The organism is Microbacterium sp. SORGH_AS_0888 (assembly GCF_030818905.1).
In the GTDB taxonomy this organism is placed as follows: Bacteria; Actinomycetota; Actinomycetes; order Actinomycetales; family Microbacteriaceae; genus Microbacterium.
Genome location: NZ_JAUTAZ010000001.1, coordinates 2,062,120 through 2,078,800, shown reverse-complemented (window position 1 = coordinate 2,078,800; position 16,681 = coordinate 2,062,120). Strand labels below are relative to the sequence as shown.

Sequence of the window (16,681 nt, the reverse complement as noted above, 5' to 3'; positions counted from 1 at the left end):
TCAGCGGAGGTCGTAGAGCACGACCCCTTCGGTGCCGGCACCGGCCGCGGCGACGGCGGCCACGAGCTCCGGATACGCCGGCAGGAGCTGCGGCGTGCGCGGCGAGTGCGCCTCGCCCAGCAGCCACCGGTGCGTCGATCCGGCCGCGTCGGTGATCGCGAGCCGCCGGACCGGGTAGGCGGGCGGACTGAGCCGCACGGCGCGCACGGCCGTGAGCGGGAAGACACGGTCGTCGACCGTCAGCATCCCCGGTGCCACCTCGATCCGCTCCGGGACCTGCCGCGCGCGGCCGAGCATGATCGCGGTCAGCACGGCCAGCACGACCGTGACCACGGCGGCGACCGCGACCCCGACCGTCGCGAGCTCCGTGTCGTCGCGTCCCCACACGCCCGTCGCCAGCAGCACGAGCACGCCGAAGGTGACGAGGAGCCCGACGCCGGCGCCGATCCCGAGCCGCATGGCGCGTGCGGCGATGGGCGCCGGGTCCGGCAGGAAGACGCGCGGGCCGACTACGGCGGGATCCGGTTCGGCGGGCGCTGCCGGGGGTGCCAGCGGGGTCACCACCGCCATCAGCCGGGTGAAGTCCTCACGACCCAGGGGAACGGCCACGTTGACCGTCCCGCCCGGGCCGCGGGCGACGAGGGTGCGTGTGGTCCCCGCCGGGATCCCGTTGACGTAGCGCTTGGTGAGCGAGCTGCTGAAGGCGGTCTCGTCGCGCGCCCAGGCGTGCAGCCGCATGCCGGGGCGGTGGACCTCGACGGCTGCGGCGGTCACGACCACCCGCAGGTTGCTCCACCACAGGGTCACGGCCCAGATGACGCCGACCCCGACGAGGACGACGACGAGCGTGAGCCCCGCGCGGACGTCGCGCGGCGTCGTCACCGGGAACAGCCGTGGAACCAGCACGGCGGCGAGCACGGCGAAGGCGATCGAGCCGAGGAGGGCACCGACGACACGGCGGCCGAGCGCCGGGCGGAACACCTGCCGCCCGGCCGCCGCGTCGCTCATCGCGCGGCGCCGGCGAGGCTGCCGCTGACGGGGCCGGCCGGGTCGCCGACGTAGCAGGAGACGAGGCGGTCGCCGCCCTGCTCCCAGCTCTTCTGGGTCGGCGTCAGGTAGCTGTACCCGAGGGTCGACTCCTCATAGGGGATGCCGACGAAGTCGTCGAAAGCGGCGCCGCACTCCGTCTCGGCCTGGGAGTCGATCTCGCTCATGCCCGGGTACTCGTCGCCCGGCAGCGAGAAGTCGTAGTAGGTCTCGAAGTCGTGCGGGCCGGAGCAGGGCTTCAGCGGCAGCTCGCTCACCTCGGTGCCGGCCTCGTCGTCGAAGCAGTCGCCCACCTTCAGCGCGAACACATCGCCCTTGCCGGCGTCGGTGACCTCGCCGCTGTCGGCGTCTCGGACGGCCTGGTCGCCTCCGAAGAGATTGCCGATCGCGGTGCATCCCCCGAGGAGCAGAACGGAGGACAGGAGGGCTGCGGCGGGCAGCAGGCGTGTGGTGCGCATGGGTGACTCGTTTTCCGATGGCGCCCGGCGGAGCCGTCCGGCAGGCTGGGCAACCTCTCTGTTGGTGATATGCGTTCGCTGGGAACGGCAACCAGCATAAGAAATGCGCGGCCCTCGGTTCCGCGCCCTGTGGATAACTTCGCGTTCGCGGCGGGCGCCGCGATCTGTAGCGGCCCGGAAACACGGTCCCGCTAGCGTTGCGGTGCACCGACCGTTCGGAGAGATCGCCATGCCCACTGTGCTCGTCACCCACGCCCGACTCATCACGCTGCCCGCCGGCACGGATGACCCTGGCTACATAGAGAACGGCTGGATGCTCGTGGACGCGGGACGGATCGCGGCCCTTGGCGCGGGGGAGCCGCCGCAGACCCTGCTCGAGGGCGTCGTCCCCGACGAGGTCCTGGACGTGCAGGGCGCGTTCGTCGCGCCGGGCTTCGTGTCCAGCCACTCCCACCTGTTCACGAGCGGGCTGCGCGGGCTCGGGGTCGACGAGACGCTGTACGGCTGGTGCGACTCGATGCTCGGGTTCACGCGGCACATGTCCGCCGAGGACATCTACTGGTCGACGCTGCACGGGGCGCTGGACTTCCTCGCGAACGGCGTGACGACCGCCTACAACTTCACCGATCCGCTGCAGTCGTGGGAGTCCATGGTCGACGGGAAGCGTGTGGGCGATGCGCCGCTGCGCGAGCTCGACTACCACCTGCGCCAGGCCGACGGCTGCTTCGACGCCGGCATCCGGTTCGTCGACTCGATCGGCATGGACGTCACCGCCGGGTCCGACGACGAGATCTTCGACCGTTTCGCGGCATCCGTCGCCCACACCCGCTCGCTCGACCCCGACTTCGCGCTCGGCGCCTCGATCATGGGCCAGGTGCAGTGGTCGCCCCGGCCGGAGGCCGCCGAGCTCGAGGTCGCCGCGATGCGCCGGTTCGGCGTCACCAACCAGGCGCACTTCCTCGAGTCGCCCGAGGCGGTGCCGCTGCAGCAGGCGAAGTTCGCCCTGTACCGCGACGCCGGCGCCCTCGGCCCCGACATGATGTTCGGTCACTTCATCCAGACGACGCCGGAGATCATCGAGCAGACCGCCGCCGGCGGCGCGTCGATGTCCTGGCAGCCCGCGTCCAACGGACGTCTCGCCTCCGGCGTCGCGCTCGTGCCCGAGATGCTCGAGCTGGGGATCCGGGTGGGCATGGGGCTCGACGACCAGGCGTGCACCGACATCTCGGACCCCTGGGGCAACATGCGCGCGGGCATCTTCATGCAGCGCGCACGCACGAAGGACCCGCTCTCGATGACCCCCGAGCGGGTGCTCCGCCTCCACACGATCGGCGGGGCGGAGATCCTCGGGGTCGCCGACCGCGTCGGCTCGCTCGAGGTCGGCAAGCTCGCCGACTTCGTCGTCGTCGACCCGCGCACCCCCGATGTGGGGCCGCTCTGGCACCCCGTGCGCAGCTACGTGCTCTCGATGAGCCTGCGCAACCTCAAGAAGGTCTACGTCGGCGGGCGCCTCGTGAGCGAGAACGGCGTGTCCACCAACCCGCTCGCCGCCGAGGCGAGCGCGCGCATCCACGCCGACCTGCCGGCGCAGGCCGCGCGTTTCGGCCACCCCCGCTGAGCCGCGCGCGGTCGCGACCGTCCGGCGCAGATCGGGCGGACCGTAACGGCGACGAAACACGAGCGCCAGTGTTCGTGAAATCTACATCGCCTACCGTCGAAGACGTTGCGGGGTGTGGCGCGAGCCGATTCCCGCAACGCCCTTACCCGAGTGCACCACACGGCATCTGGAGACACGTCATGTCATTCCTCACCTCGCGACGCAGCCGCGTCGCCACCTCGGTCGCAGCGATCGCGCTGACGGCTCTCGCCCTGACCGCCTGCAGCGGCGGCTCCTCGTCGGGTGGAAGCAGCGCTTCGTCCGGCGGTGACTCCGCGGACCTCGGCCAGCTCAACGTGCAGCTGAGCTGGATCAAGAACGAGGAGTTCTGTGGCGAGTTCTTCGCCGACAGCAAGGGCTACTTCACGGGGGCCGGCTTCTCGGGCGTGAACCTCATCCCCGGCCCGTCCACGAGCGTCTCCGAGCTCCTCTCGGGCACCGCCGACTTCGGTCTCAGCGACGCCGTCGCCACCGGCTCCGCCATCGCCACCGAGGGCTCGCCCCTGAAGGTCATCGGCACGACCTACCAGAAGAACCCCTTCACGATCCTCTCGCTCAAGAACAAGGGCAACATCGCCACGGTCGCCGACCTCAAGGGCAAGAAGATCGGCGTGCAGGACTCGAACACCTCGCTGTTCAACGCCTTCCTCGCCGCGAACGGCCTGACCTCGAGCGACGTCACGGTCGTCCCGGTCCAGTACGACCCGGCGCCCCTGACCAACGGCGAGGTCGACGGATTCATCGCCTACCTCACCAACGAGGCGATCATCGTCAAGAACGAGGGCTACGACACGGTCAACCTGCCGTTCGCCGACAACGGTCTGCCCTTCCCTGCGGAGACCTTCATCGCCACCGACGACATGATCAAGAACCACCCCGACAAGGTCAAGGCGTTCCTGAAGGCCGAGATCCAGGGCTGGACCGACGCGGTCAACGACCCGAAGGGCTGCTCGGACCTCGCCGTCAACGACTACGGCAAGGACCTGAACCTCACGCCCGCCAACTCGCTGGCCGGCGCCGAGGCGCAGCTGAGCGACCTCGTCGTCTCCGACGAGACCGTCGAGAACGGCCTGTTCACGATCTCCGACGAGCTCAAGAGCTCGACGATCAAGAGCCTCGCGGACGCCGGCATCAACGTCACGACGGACCAGCTCTTCGACACCTCGCTGCTCGACGAGGTGTACAAGGAGAACCCCGACCTGGTGAAGTACGCCAAGTAATCCCGGCACTCTCGACATCCGAATCCGGAGCACTCACGTGACGAACACCGTCATCGAGACCGGTGCCCAGGGGACCACCCTGGGCACCGGCCTCCAGATCACCGGCCTCAACAAGGTCTTCACCACGGGACGCAAGACGGTCGTGGCGCTGCAGGACGCGAACCTGCACACTGAGCAGGGGACGTTCCTCTCCCTGCTCGGGCCCTCCGGATGCGGGAAGTCCACGATCCTGCGCATCCTCGCCGGACTCGAGCAGCCCACCAGCGGCACCACGCGGGTGGATGGCAAGAGCCCCAAGGAGCTGCGACGCGACAGCAAGCTCGGCATCGCGTTCCAGGACTCGGCGCTCATGCCCTGGCGGAGCGTGATGAGCAACATCCGTCTGCCCTTCGAGGTCGCCGGAAAGTCGGTCGACAAGGGCTACGTCGACGAGCTCATCTCGCTCGTCGGCCTCAAGGGCTTCGAGAAGGCCAAGCCCGCTCAGCTCTCGGGCGGCATGCGTCAGCGCGTCTCGATCGCCCGGTCGCTGGTCATGCGACCCGAGGTCCTGCTGTTCGACGAGCCGTTCGGCGCGCTCGACGACATGACGCGGCAGAAGCTGAACCTCGAGCTCCTGCGCATCTGGACCGAGAAGCCCGCGACCACGCTGCTGGTCACCCACGGGATCTCGGAGGCGATCTTCCTCTCCGACCAGGTCGCTGTCATGAGCCCGCGACCCGGCCGGGTCAAGGAGGTCATGACGATCGACCTCCCCCGTCCGCGGACGCCCGACATGATGCGCACCCCCGAGTTCCACGCCTACGTCGATCAGGCCTCCGAGCTGCTGTTCGGCGAGGGGGGCGCCGCCGCCGATGACGACCACTGACGCACCCGGCAAGGGCCGCGCGATCCACTGGGAGGACATCAAGCTCCCGGCATGGCTGACCGGCACGATCGGCGGCGTGGGCCTGATCATCCTGTGGTGGATCATCTCCCAGATCTTCCTCAACCCCTCGGGACAGAAGATCATCCCCAGTCCCCTCGACGTGGTCATCGCCTACGGCACGGCAGGGTGGGACTACTTCGCCCGCAACTTCTCGGTGACCCTGGTGGAGTCGGGCATCGGATACCTGTGGGGCAACGGACTCGCTCTTCTGCTCGCCTTCGTCGTCCTGCTGCTCCCGCGGCTGGAGGGCCTCGCGATGCAGCTGGCGATCCTCACCTACTGCGTGCCCATCGTCGCCATCGGCATGCTGGCCGTCGTGCTGTTCCCGGTTCCCAAGCCCGGTGAGGCCAGCGGAACGGCCGTCTTCCTCGCCGCGCTCTCGTGCTTCTTCACGACCGTCGTGGGGGCCCTCCTCGGCCTGAAGTCCGCCGACAAGGCGAGCCTGGACGTCGTCCGCGTCTACGGCGGCAGCAAGCTCACCCAGCTGCGCAAGGTCCGTCTCATCGCCGCCCTCCCCTCGATCCTCAACTCGCTGCAGATCGCCGTGCCCGCCGCCTTCCTCGGAGCCGTGCTCGGTGAGTTCTTCGGCAAGATCGAGGCCGGAGTGGGACTGGCCATGATCCTCGCCCAGCAGAACTCCGACGCGGCCCTCGTGTGGGCGCTCGCCCTCGCCAGCGGAGCCGTCGCGCTGGCGGGCTTCGCGCTCGTCGGCCTCGTCGCCCGTGCCATCGCTCCCTGGTCGAAAGGAACGGCTCAGTGACCACCCTGAACACGGTGCAATCGCCCGCCGCCGGCCTCGGATCGCAGGCCGCCGCGCAGCTGAACGCGCAGATCCGCCGGCAGGCGACATCCGGTGCGCTGAAGGCGCTCGGCTGGGGCGTCATCACGCTCGTCGGGACGATCGTGGCGGTGCTGGTGCTGTGGATCGGCATCCTCGCGATCTTCCAGATCTCGCCGTACATCGCCAAGGGACCGGTGGACGTCTGGAACTACCTGTTCACGGTGCCGGCCGCGGCGGCCAACCGCGAGGTCATGCTCGGCAACCTCGTCGTGACCCTCGGGCACTCGGCGATCGGCTTCGTGTCCGGGCTCGTGGTCGCCCTCCTCGGCGCCTCGGTCTTCCAGCTGAGCAAGGGCGTCGAGCACGCGCTCATGCCGGTCGCGATGCTGCTGCGCTCGGTCCCGCTGGTCGCGATGGCGCCCGTCATCATCCTGATCTTCGGCCGCGACATCCTGACCGTCGCCGTCATCGGCGGGATCGTCGTGCTCTTCCCCGCCCTCGTGAACATCTCGTTCGGCCTGAAGTCGGCCTCCGCGCAGATGAACGACCTCGTCGACGTCTACGGCGGAAGCTCGGTGACCAAGCTCCGCAAGGTCGCGATGCCGTCCTCGCTTCCCGCGTTCTTCGCGGCCGTGCGCATCTCGGTGCCCGGCGCGATCACCGGGGCGCTGCTGGCCGAGTGGCTCGCCGTCGGCGGCGGCATCGGCGGATCGATCGCGAAGTACGTGCCGCAGGCGCAGTTCAGCGCCCTGTGGACCGCTGTCGTCCTCGTCACCGCGGTCTCGCTCATCCTCTACAACGTGATCCAGATCGTGGAGAACGTGGTCCTGGCGCGTATGGGGATGCGCGCGCAGACCGGCATCTGACCCGCCGCTTCCGGCACCCTGAAGAGAGAACACCCATGACCGACGACGTGGGGCTGGCCGAGTTCGCCCTCGGCCTGCCGAAGGCAGAGCTGCACCTGCACCTCGAAGGCACCCTCGAGCCCGAGCTGAAGTTCGAGCTCGCCGCCCGCAACGGCATCGAGCTCGCGGAGAAGACCGTCGCCGAGGTCCGCGCGACCTACGACTTCACCGACCTGACGAGCTTCCTCGCCGTCTACTACCCGGCGATGGGGGTGCTCCAGACGGCGGACGACTTCCACGACCTCGCCTGGGCCTACCTGCAGAAGGCGGCCTCCCAGGGCGTCGTGCACGTCGAGATGTTCTTCGACCCGCAGGCGCACACGAGCCGGGGCGTGCCGTTCGAGAACGTGATCGGCGGCTACCGCCGGGCGGCCGTGCGGGCGGAGACCGAGCTCGGCGTCTCCGCCGAGCTCATCCTCTGCTTCCTGCGCGACTTCTCGGCCGAGCACGCCATGTCGACCCTCATGGAGGCGCTGCCCTACCGCCGCTGGATCGTCGGGGTCGGGCTCGACTCGGACGAGCGCGACAACCCGCCGTCGAAGTTCGCCGACGTGTTCGCGCGCGCACGTGCCGAGGGCTTCCTGCTCACGATGCACTGCGACATCGACCAGCCGGGATCGATCGAGCACATCCGTCAGGTGCTCACCGAGATCGAGGTCGACCGCATCGACCACGGCACCAACATCGTCGAGAGCCCCGAGCTCGTCGCCCTCGTCAAGGAGCGCGGCCTCGGACTCACCTGCTGCCCCGTCTCGAACTCTTTCGTGACCGAGCAGATGAAGTCCGACGAGATCGTGGGCCTCATGCGCGAGGGGGTCGCCGTGACGGTCAACTCCGACGACCCCGCCTACTTCGGCGGCTACGTCGGCGACAACTACGTCGCGCTCGCGGAGCACGCCGGCCTCTCGCGCGCCGACCTCGTCCAGCTCGCGATCAACTCGTTCCAGGCCTCGTGGCTCACCCCTGCCCGCCGGGCGGCGTACGTCGCGCAGGTCGCCGACTACGCGGCATCCCACGGCGTCGCGCTCGAGGTGTGAGGCGCCGGTCTTGAGCGTCATCGGCGGGCTGTCGCGGCAGGACGAGGCCGAGGCGGTCCTCCGACTGGGCGAACGCATCCGTCAGCTCCGTAAGGCGCGGGGGCTCACGCTCGTGCAGCTGGCGTCCGCGACCGAGCTCTCGCATCCCTTCCTCAGCCAGCTCGAGCGCGGCCTCGCCCAGCCGAGCCTCGGGTCGCTGCGTCGCATCGCCCTCGCGCTCGAGACGAGCCCGATCGAGCTGATCGCGGCGGCCGAGGCGTCGCCGGAGACGAGCGTGGACGTCGAGGTGCAGCGGGCCGGGTCGGGGGCGGTCCCCGAGGGTTTCGCCGCCGGAACGGCGCGGATGCTCGTGCACGGGGCCAGGCCGTTCCATCCGATGGAGGTCGTGTCGGATGCGACGAGCCAGGGCGAGTGCTTCGTGCACGACGAGGAGGAGTTCCTGTACGTCGTGCAGGGGCGGGTCCTCGTCGAGCTCGCGGGGGAGGTGCACACCCTCGACACCGGCGACTCGATCTACTACGGCGGCGGGGTCTCGCACCGATGGTGGTCCGCCGACGGATCCCCCTACCGCCTGATCGTCGTGAAGGAGCGTCCACGGCTGCGCGGGCGAGGGGCATGATCGCGTACCCCGACTACCTGCAGCTCCTGCCCAAGACCGAGCTGCACTGCCACTTCGCCTCCACCATGAGTGCGCCGCTGTTCATCGAGTTGGCCGCCAAGCACGGCGTCACGCTGCCCGCCACCGATCCCGCGACCCTCTTCGACTTCGAGGACCTGCGCGACTTCCTCGTCGCGTTCCGGTTCGCGCACGACGTGCTGCGCGATCCCGAGGACTTCGAACGCGTCGCCTATGAGGGGGTCCGATCGGCGGTCGCCGACGGTTCCCTCCGCTATCGGGAGTACGCCGTGAACCCGCAGTACTTCGCCGCGCGCGGCCTCGGGTACCGAGAGGTCATGGACCCGATCATCTCGGGGCTCCGCGCCGCCGAGGCCGACTTCGGCGTGGGCTTCGGGATCGTCGCCGCGATCAACCGCCGTGAGTCGCCGGCCTCCGCCGTCGAGATGGTCGAGCAGGTCGTCGCCCACGGGCTGCCGGAAGTGCTCGCCATCGGGCAGGACGACCTCACGCCGGAGGACACGGAGGACCCGGGCCGCTTCATCGACGCCTATGCCCTCGCCGGCCGGCACGGGCTGAAGCGCACGGCGCACGTGGCCGAGACCCCGTTCGCGACGCCGGATGCGGTGCGCGTCGCGCTGGAGGAGCTCGGCTGCGAACGGCTCGACCACGGGTACCGCATCGTCGACGACCCCGCTCTCGTGGACCTGGCGCGCGAGCGAGACGTCGTGTTCACCGTGACGCCGGTGTCGACCACGATCTGCTCGGGCTGGACCCTCGACGAGGGTCACCGCATCCGGGCGATGATCGATGCGGGTCTGCGGGTCGCTGTCTCGACCGACGACGCGATGTTCTTCCGCACGGACCTCGGCCGGGAGTACCGCGAGGGGCTCGCCGCCATGGGAGTGGACGCGGCCACAGCGAAGACGATCGCGCTCGACGGCATCGAGGGCGCGTTCTGCGACGACGAGACGAAGGCGGCGCTTCGTGCCTCCTTCGCCGCCGAGTTCCTCGCCCTCGACGCGCTCCTCGCCCGTCCCTGATCGTCCGCCCCGGTGGCTTGCCCGCCCGTGGTCGCCCCCGGTGGTCGCCCGTAATTCAGGCAGAGTCGGCTCCCGGGCTGATTTTTGCTGCTGTGGTGGCGGTTCTGCCTGAGTTATGCGCGGCGTCCCGGGTCGGCGGGGTGGACGGCCGGCCGGCCCGTGGTCGCCCCCGTGGTCGCCCGTAATTCAGGCAGAGTCGGCTCCCGGGCTGATTTTTGCTGCTGTGGTGGCGGTTCTGCCTGAGTTATGCGCGGCGTCCGAGGTGCGCGGTCAGCGGGACTGCGCGAGACGCCAGACCCGATCGCGGCTGAAGGGCTGCGCGAAGGGGCGGACGCCGAGGGCACGGGCGATCGCGTTCCCGATCGCCGGGGCGACCGGGTTGTACGGACTCTCGCTCATCGACTTCGCCCCGAGCGGGCCGACCGTGTCCGAGGTCTTCGCGAAGTACACCTCGGTCTCGGGCACGTCCGCGAACTGCGGCACGCGGTAGACCCGGAACACCGGGCTCGTGACCCGACCCTCGCCGTCGGTCATGACCTCTTCGTACAGCGCGCTGCCGATGCCCTGCGCGACGCCGCCCTCGACCTGGCCGCGGCACTGGGCGGGGTTCAGGACGACGCCGGCGTCCGCGGACTGGATCGACTGCAGGATGCGGACGGTCCCCGTCTCGGGATCGACCGCGACCCGCACGGCCTGCACGTTGAACGCGAGCGAGCGCTGGTCGCCGAACTCCCGGCCGTCCGCCGTGAGCCCCTGCTCGGTACGGAAAGCCTCCGGCGCGGCCGCCACGATCTCCGCGAACGACACGATCCGGTCGCCCGCGCGGACCCCGTCGGGCGTCACGGCGGCCGCCGCCGCATCCGTGCCCGTGAGCTCGGCGCCGACGGCGCGCATGCGCTCCTCGAGCGCGCGGCACGCGGCGTACAGCGCCTTGCCCGCGACCGTGATGCCGGCCGAGGCGAAGGCTCCGGTGTCGTGCTCGACCGCGTCCGTGTCGGCGTGCCAGAGCGCGAGCCGGTCGAAGCCGACCCCGAACACGGAGGCGGCGATCTGCCGGTGGACCGTCGTGGTGCCGTTGCCGAACTCGGCCGTGCCGACCCGCAGCAGGTACGTGCCGTCGGGGCGCAGGGTCGCGGTCGTGTGCGCGACGTGGCCACGCGGGGCCATGGTGGCGATCATCGAGGCCGCCATGCCCTCGCCCACGAGCCAGCCGTCGGGCGCCGTCGCACCGTTGCCGCGTCGCAGCGCGGCCTCGGCGAGGTCCAGACACTGGTCGAGGCCGTAGCTGCCCCAGATCAGGTCCTCCTCGTACTCGTCCGCATCCGGATGCAGCCGGTCGCCCTCCCGGATCATGTTGCGGCGCCGCAGTTCGAAGGGGTCGAGGCCGAGTCGCTGCGCGAGCATGTCCATCGCCGACTCGACACCGAGGATCACCTGCCCGAGGCCGTACCCGCGGAACGCGCCGGAGGGCACGTTGTTCGTGTACACGACCTCGGCGTCCAGGCGTCGCACGGGAGCGCGGTAGATCGTCGTCGACTCGGCCATCGCGTGGTACATGACGCCGCGCGAGTGGTTGCCGTAGGCGCCGGTGTCGCTCAGGACGTCGACCTTCATCGCGGTCAGTGTGCCGTCGGCATCCGCCCCGAGCGTGACGCTCACGCGCATGGGATGCCGCAGCGACGCCCGCTGGAACTGGTCGGTGCGCGAGAACTCGTAGGCGACGGGGCGACCGGTGCGCAGCACGGCGAGGGTGACCAGGTCCTCCGTGAAGATCTCCTGCTTCCCGCCGAACCCGCCTCCCACCCGCGGCGCGTAGACGCGGAGCCGGTCCTGCGGGATGTCGAAGACGCGGCACAGCTCGTCGCGCGTGAGGAAGGGCACCTGCGTGGACGAGCGGATGACGAGGCGGCCGTCGTCGTCGAGCCAGCCGATCGCGCCGTGCGTCTCGAGCTGTGCGTGCGTGACGCGCTGGGTCTGCCACGTGCCGGAGACCGTGACGGCGCTGTGTGCGAGCGCGGCGTCGATGTCGCCGCCGGAGCCGTCGTGGAGTCCTGCGATGACGTTGCGGTGCGCCTCGTCGACGCGGTCCGCGGGGGTGCGGTCGGGGTGCAGCAGCGGCGCGCCGGGCCGGCGTGCCTCGTCGGGGTCGAAGACCGCGGGGAGAAGCTCGTAGTCGACGCGCACCGCGCGGCAGGCGGCGTCGGCCGCTTCCGCGGTCTCGGCGACGACGGCTGCGACGCGCTGTCCGATGTGCCGGACCGTGTCGTCGAGCACACGGGAGTCGTCCGGGTCGTCCTCGCGGTGCTCGTGCCGGCCGCTCGAGTATCGCATCGCAGGCGCGTCCTCGTGGGTGAGGACGGCGACCACGCCGGGGATCGCGAGGGCCTCGCTCGTGTCGATCGAGCGGATGCGGGCGTGCGCGTGCGGGCTCGTGACGACCCGCAGGGTCAGCGCGGTGCCGGCCCACGGCTGGTCGGGGGTGCCCACGACGTCGAAGGTGTAGGGCTCGAGGCCCTGGACGACACGGCGACCGGCGTCGGGCCGGACGGACCTCCCGACCCCCTGGCGCCCGGCATCCGCCGCATCCTCCCCCACCATGTCCCCTTTTCGACCGCTCGGAGCCTCCCCCAGCGGTTCGAACTGGGACATGGTGGGTGGGGACCCGGCGGGGGAGGCGGATGCGGCGGCGCCGGTCTCCCGCACGGGGCCGAGCACGGACGCCGTGATCGCCTCGCGGATCGGCCGGTATCCGGTGCAGCGGCAGAGGTTGCCCTTCATGCGCCGGTCGAGATCGGACAGGTCGGACGCGCACAGCGTGGACGCCGTCACGCTCATGCCCGGGGTGCAGAAGCCGCACTGGAACCCGAAGCTCTCGATCAGCGCCTCCTGGACCGGATGCAGCTCGTCGCCGGGCGCGAGGCCGGACGCCGTCGTGACGCTGCGCCCCTCCATCCGCATCGCCGGGACGATGCAGGAGTGCACGGGCTCGCCGTCGAGCAGCACCCCGCACGCCCCGCAGTCGCCGGCGTCGCAGCCCTTCTTGACCTCGGTGTGCCCGTGCTCGCGCAGGAGCGTGCGCAGGCACTGGCCGGGGCGGGGGTCGGCCTCGGTGGACTCGCCGTTGATCTCGAACCTCATGCCGCCTCCTCCAGCTGGGCGCGGATGCGTTCCGCGAGCACGAGACTGACCCCGCGCCGCCAGTCGGCCGAGCCGAGCGGATCGGTGTAGTACCCGGATGCCGCGCCCACCGCATCCGCCAGCTCGACGGGCCGCGGCAGTGCGTCGAACCGCAGCACGGTGGGTGCCCACGTCGCCGCCGTGATGCCGAAGACGGCCGCGCCGTCCTCGTCGACGCGGCCGGTGACGACCGCGCCGGACCGGCCGAGCTCGGCCAGGGCGATCTTGCGGATCCGCGCGCGGGAACGCAGCGTCCGGGCCGGAAGCCGGATGGCGCGGATGACCTCGCCGGGCGCGAGCGTGTTCGTGCCGTTCCCGGTCACGAGCTCCGCGACGGGCTGCGCGCGCTCGCCGCCGTCCGGCGTCCACACCTCGGCGATGCCGTCCAGACCCGCCGCGAGGGCGACCATGGACCCTGCCGCGAACGAGCGGGCGATGTTCCCCCCGACGGTCGCGGTCTTCCAGATCTTGAACGATGCGAGGAGGGCGTTGACGGCGTCGGGCACGATCGACAGCGCGGTCCATTCGGCCGGCGCCTCGGCCTCCGCCCACTGCCTGAGGCGCTCGATCGTGCAGGTCGCGCCGATGCGCAGTCCCGCGTCGTCCGTCTCGAGATCGGGCCAGCCCAGCGTCATGAGGTCGACGAAGCCGGTCGTGTCGGGCTGCGGCTCGCTCATGAGCCAGGTGCCGCCCGCCATCACGACCTCGCCCGGCGCGAGCCGCAGATCGTCGCGGGTGCGCGCGGCACGGAAGCCGGTGACGCTGGTGATGTCCACAGGAGCCCTTCCGCGATGTTGACCGCACGAACACTCGAGTGAATCAAAGTGGGATTTCGCGAGTGTTTCGTGACGGCGACGCCGCCCGGTCAGAGCTCGCCGCGGGCGGCGCGGAAGCGCTCGCGGGTGCCGGCGTCGGCGGCCGTGTAGACCACGAGCTGGATGCCCGGCTGGTCCGAGGGGCGCAGCTGGTGGTGCTCGAACACGAGGCGTCCCGCCGCCGGGTGGTGGAACACGCGCTCGCGCGACTGGAAGCCGAGGACGTCGTGGCCCGCCCATCCGTCCCGGAACTCGGGGCTCGCCCCGCGCAGCCGTGCGACGAGATCGCGGTAGCGGGGGTCGGCGAGGCGCGGCCCCGCCTCGGCGCGGAACTCGGCGAGGAACCGGCGGCTCGTGAGCTCCCAGTCGTCGACGAGAGCACGCACCCCCGGGTCGGTGAAGATGAGCCACAGCAGGTTGCGCTCGGCATCGGGCGTCTCCGCCACTCGCGGGTAGAGGTCCTCGTACGCACGGTTCCACCCGGCGATGCCCCAGTCGGGCGCGAGGGCGTACGCGGGGTGCTCCTCGAGTGCGTCGAGCAGCCGCTGCACATGCGCCGGGGCGGCCTCGACCGCCGGTCCGCTCGTCGCCTGCGCGGGCGCGAACCCCGAGAGCCCGAGGACGTAGTCGTGCTCGGCGACCGTGAGCCGCAGGCTGTGCGCGATCGCATCGAGCACCTGGCGGGAGGGGTGGATGTCGCGCCCCTGCTCGAGCCAGGTGTACCAGGTGACGCTGACGCCGGAGAGGTACGAGACCTCCTCGCGCCGCAGGCCCACCGTGCGACCGCGACCGGCCGGGGGCAGGCCGTAGGCGTCGCGCTCGACCTGTTCGCGCCGGGCGCGGAGGAAGACGCCGAGCTCGCGTCGCCTCTGCTCGTCGCTGCTCACCCCTTCAGGGTAGGCGCGCCGAGGTCCCGGCGAGGGTGGCGCACCCTCGTGTCCGCCGCCGCGCTGCCCGTCCCGGGCGTCGTCGCCGATGAAGCCGCCTCGCAACGCTAGTGCTCTCACTACTAGCAGTGGCGCCGTCTTCCACCGGAGCGTCCGACGGGCCAGGGTGGGACCATGCCCACCCCTCTTCGCTCCCGCACCGTCACCCACGGCCGCAACATGGCCGGCGCGCGCGCACTGCTGCGCGCCGCCGGCGTGAACGCGGCCGACTTCGGCAAGCCGATCATCGCCGTCGCCAACAGCTTCACGGAGTTCGTGCCCGGTCACACGCATCTCCAGCCCGTCGGCCGGATCGTGTCCGAGGCGATCACGGCGGCCGGCGGCATCCCACGCGAGTTCAACACGATCGCCGTCGACGACGGCATCGCGATGGGCCACGGCGGGATGCTCTACTCGCTGCCCTCTCGCGATCTCATCGCCGACTCGGTCGAATACATGGCCAACGCCCATCAGGCCGATGCGCTCGTGTGCATCTCGAACTGCGACAAGATCACCCCGGGGATGCTGATGGCAGCCCTCCGGCTGAACATCCCGACCGTGTTCGTCTCGGGCGGGGCCATGGAGTCGGGGCGGGCGACGCTCGTGGACGGCACGGTGCGCACCCTCGACCTCGTCGACGCGATCTCGGAGGCGGCCAACGACGCGGTGTCGGATGCCGACATCCAGCGCATCGAGGAGGCCGCCTGTCCCACGTGCGGCTCGTGCTCGGGCATGTTCACGGCGAACTCGATGAACTGCCTGACCGAGGCGATCGGCCTCGCGCTGCCCGGCAACGGCACGGTGCTGGCCACGCACACGGCCCGCCGCGCGCTCTACGAGCAGGCGGGTGCCCTCGCGGTCGAGCTCTGCCGCCGCTTCTACGACGAGGACGACGCCTCCGTGCTCCCGCGCGCGATCGCCACCCCCGCCGCCTTCGGCAACGCCATGGCCCTCGACATCGCGATGGGCGGGTCGACCAACACGATCCTGCACCTGCTCGCCGCAGCCCACGAGGCGGGTGTCGGCTTCGGCCTCGACGACATCGACGCCGTCTCGCGGCGCGTCCCCTGCCTCGCCAAGATCGCCCCGAACCCCGCCTACGGCCGCATGTACTACGTCGAGGACGTGCATCGCGCCGGCGGCATCCCCGCGATCCTCGGCGAGCTGCGGCGCGCGGGACTGCTGGACGTCGGCGTGCACGCGGTGCACGCGCCCTCGCTCTCGGCGTGGCTCGACGAGTGGGACGTGCGCGGCGGCAGCGCCTCCGAGACCTCGCGGGAGCTGTGGCACGCCGCCCCCGGCGGGGTGCGCTCCTCGAGCGCGTTCTCGCAGTCCGCACGCTGGGACAGCCTCGACCTGGACGCCGAGGACGGCTGCATCCGCGACGTCGCCCACGCGTACTCCGCCGACGGCGGGCTCGCGGTGCTCCGCGGCAACCTCGCGCTCGACGGCGCCGTCGTGAAGACCGCGGGCGTCGACCCCTCGATCTGGACCTTCTCGGGCCCCGCCGTCGTCTGCGAGTCGCAGGAGGAGGCGGTCGCCAAGATCCTCGGCAAGCAGGTGCAGGCGGGGGATGTCGTCGTCATCCGCTACGAGGGCCCCAAGGGTGGGCCGGGGATGCAGGAGATGCTGCACCCGACCTCGTTCCTCAAGGGGCGCGGGCTCGGCAAGGTGTGCGCGCTCGTGACCGACGGCCGGTTCTCCGGCGGCACCTCGGGACTGTCGATCGGGCACGTCTCGCCGGAGGCGGCGGCCGGCGGCGACATCGCTCTGGTCGAGGACGGCGACGTGATCGAGATCGACATCCCGACCCGCTCGCTCGCGCTGCGTGTGAGCGAGGAGGAGTTGGCGGCCCGGCGGGAGCGGCTCATCGCGGACGGCGGCTTCCGGCCGCGCGATCGCGAGCGGCCGGTGTCGATGGCGCTGCGCGCCTACGCCGCGATGGCGACCTCCGCCGACCGCGGCGCCGTGCGCGACGTCGAGGCGGTCGAGCGGGCGCTGCAGCCGCGGGAGTCCGCGCTGGTCTGAGCCGCGGCATCCCCGCTGCAGCGGGCACCGGGCGGGCACCGGTGCG

Annotated in this window: 14 protein-coding genes; 9 read left to right on the top strand and 5 right to left on the bottom strand. The window is 71.1% G+C overall.

What is annotated here, in order from left to right:
• Nucleotides 1-1,008 carry a hypothetical protein gene (locus tag QE381_RS10070; RefSeq protein WP_307217808.1) on the bottom strand — a complete coding sequence of 336 codons (1,008 nt, stop codon included), beginning with the start codon at nt 1,006-1,008 and terminating at the stop codon, nt 1-3.
• Entirely contained in the window at nt 1,005-1,505 is a 501-nt protein-coding gene (locus QE381_RS10065; protein WP_307217807.1) for a septum formation family protein, read from the bottom strand. Before QE381_RS10065 ends, QE381_RS10070 begins: the two co-directional genes overlap by 4 nt.
• 229 nt (nt 1,506-1,734) lie before the next feature.
• Here QE381_RS10065 and QE381_RS10060 point away from each other — a divergent pair, with 229 nt between their 5' ends.
• From QE381_RS10060 to add (QE381_RS10025), 8 genes are all read left to right on the top strand, one after another.
• Nucleotides 1,735-3,123, top strand: a complete 1,389-nt coding sequence (locus QE381_RS10060; RefSeq protein WP_307217805.1) for an amidohydrolase family protein — start codon at nt 1,735-1,737, stop codon at nt 3,121-3,123.
• 179 nt (nt 3,124-3,302) lie between these two features.
• On the top strand, nt 3,303-4,382 hold the full coding sequence (locus tag QE381_RS10055) for an ABC transporter substrate-binding protein (RefSeq protein ID WP_307217803.1): 1,080 nt from the start codon (nt 3,303-3,305) through the stop codon (nt 4,380-4,382).
• Nucleotides 4,383-4,419: 37 nt separating this feature from the next.
• Complete coding sequence (locus QE381_RS10050; RefSeq protein WP_373426930.1) at nt 4,420-5,247, top strand: ABC transporter ATP-binding protein; 828 nt, start codon at nt 4,420-4,422, stop codon at nt 5,245-5,247.
• Nucleotides 5,234-6,067, top strand: a complete 834-nt coding sequence (locus QE381_RS10045; RefSeq protein WP_307217802.1) for an ABC transporter permease — start codon at nt 5,234-5,236, stop codon at nt 6,065-6,067. The genes QE381_RS10050 and QE381_RS10045 overlap by 14 nt, the downstream gene beginning before the upstream one ends.
• Nucleotides 6,064-6,954, top strand: coding sequence for an ABC transporter permease (locus QE381_RS10040; RefSeq protein WP_307217800.1), 891 nt, complete (start codon nt 6,064-6,066; stop codon nt 6,952-6,954). Before QE381_RS10045 ends, QE381_RS10040 begins: the two co-directional genes overlap by 4 nt.
• Before the next feature lie 35 nt (nt 6,955-6,989).
• Nucleotides 6,990-8,030, top strand: coding sequence for an adenosine deaminase (add, locus tag QE381_RS10035; RefSeq protein WP_307217798.1), 1,041 nt, complete (start codon nt 6,990-6,992; stop codon nt 8,028-8,030).
• A 10-nt stretch (nt 8,031-8,040) separates the two neighbouring features.
• Nucleotides 8,041-8,649: a helix-turn-helix domain-containing protein gene (locus tag QE381_RS10030; protein ID WP_307217797.1), complete on the top strand. Its 609-nt coding sequence runs from the start codon at nt 8,041-8,043 to the stop codon at nt 8,647-8,649.
• Complete coding sequence (add, locus tag QE381_RS10025; RefSeq protein WP_307217795.1) at nt 8,646-9,689, top strand: adenosine deaminase; 1,044 nt, start codon at nt 8,646-8,648, stop codon at nt 9,687-9,689. Before QE381_RS10030 ends, add (QE381_RS10025) begins: the two co-directional genes overlap by 4 nt.
• Nucleotides 9,690-9,959: 270 nt before the next feature.
• On the opposite strand, the gene QE381_RS10020 is transcribed toward add (QE381_RS10025), so the two are convergent.
• From QE381_RS10020 to QE381_RS10010, 3 genes are all read right to left on the bottom strand, one after another.
• Nucleotides 9,960-12,827 (bottom strand): molybdopterin cofactor-binding domain-containing protein, encoded by a 2,868-nt coding sequence (locus QE381_RS10020; protein ID WP_307217794.1) that lies wholly within the window; start codon nt 12,825-12,827, stop codon nt 9,960-9,962.
• Nucleotides 12,824-13,642, bottom strand: a complete 819-nt coding sequence (locus tag QE381_RS10015; protein ID WP_307217793.1) for an FAD binding domain-containing protein — start codon at nt 13,640-13,642, stop codon at nt 12,824-12,826. Before QE381_RS10015 ends, QE381_RS10020 begins: the two co-directional genes overlap by 4 nt.
• An 89-nt stretch (nt 13,643-13,731) precedes the next feature.
• Nucleotides 13,732-14,568 carry a helix-turn-helix transcriptional regulator gene (locus QE381_RS10010; RefSeq protein WP_307217791.1) on the bottom strand — a complete coding sequence of 279 codons (837 nt, stop codon included), beginning with the start codon at nt 14,566-14,568 and terminating at the stop codon, nt 13,732-13,734.
• 174 nt (nt 14,569-14,742) lie between these two features.
• Here QE381_RS10010 and ilvD point away from each other — a divergent pair, with 174 nt between their 5' ends.
• Nucleotides 14,743-16,635: a dihydroxy-acid dehydratase gene (gene ilvD / locus QE381_RS10005; RefSeq protein WP_307217789.1), complete on the top strand. Its 1,893-nt coding sequence runs from the start codon at nt 14,743-14,745 to the stop codon at nt 16,633-16,635.
• The last annotated feature ends 46 nt before the right edge of the window (nt 16,636-16,681 follow it).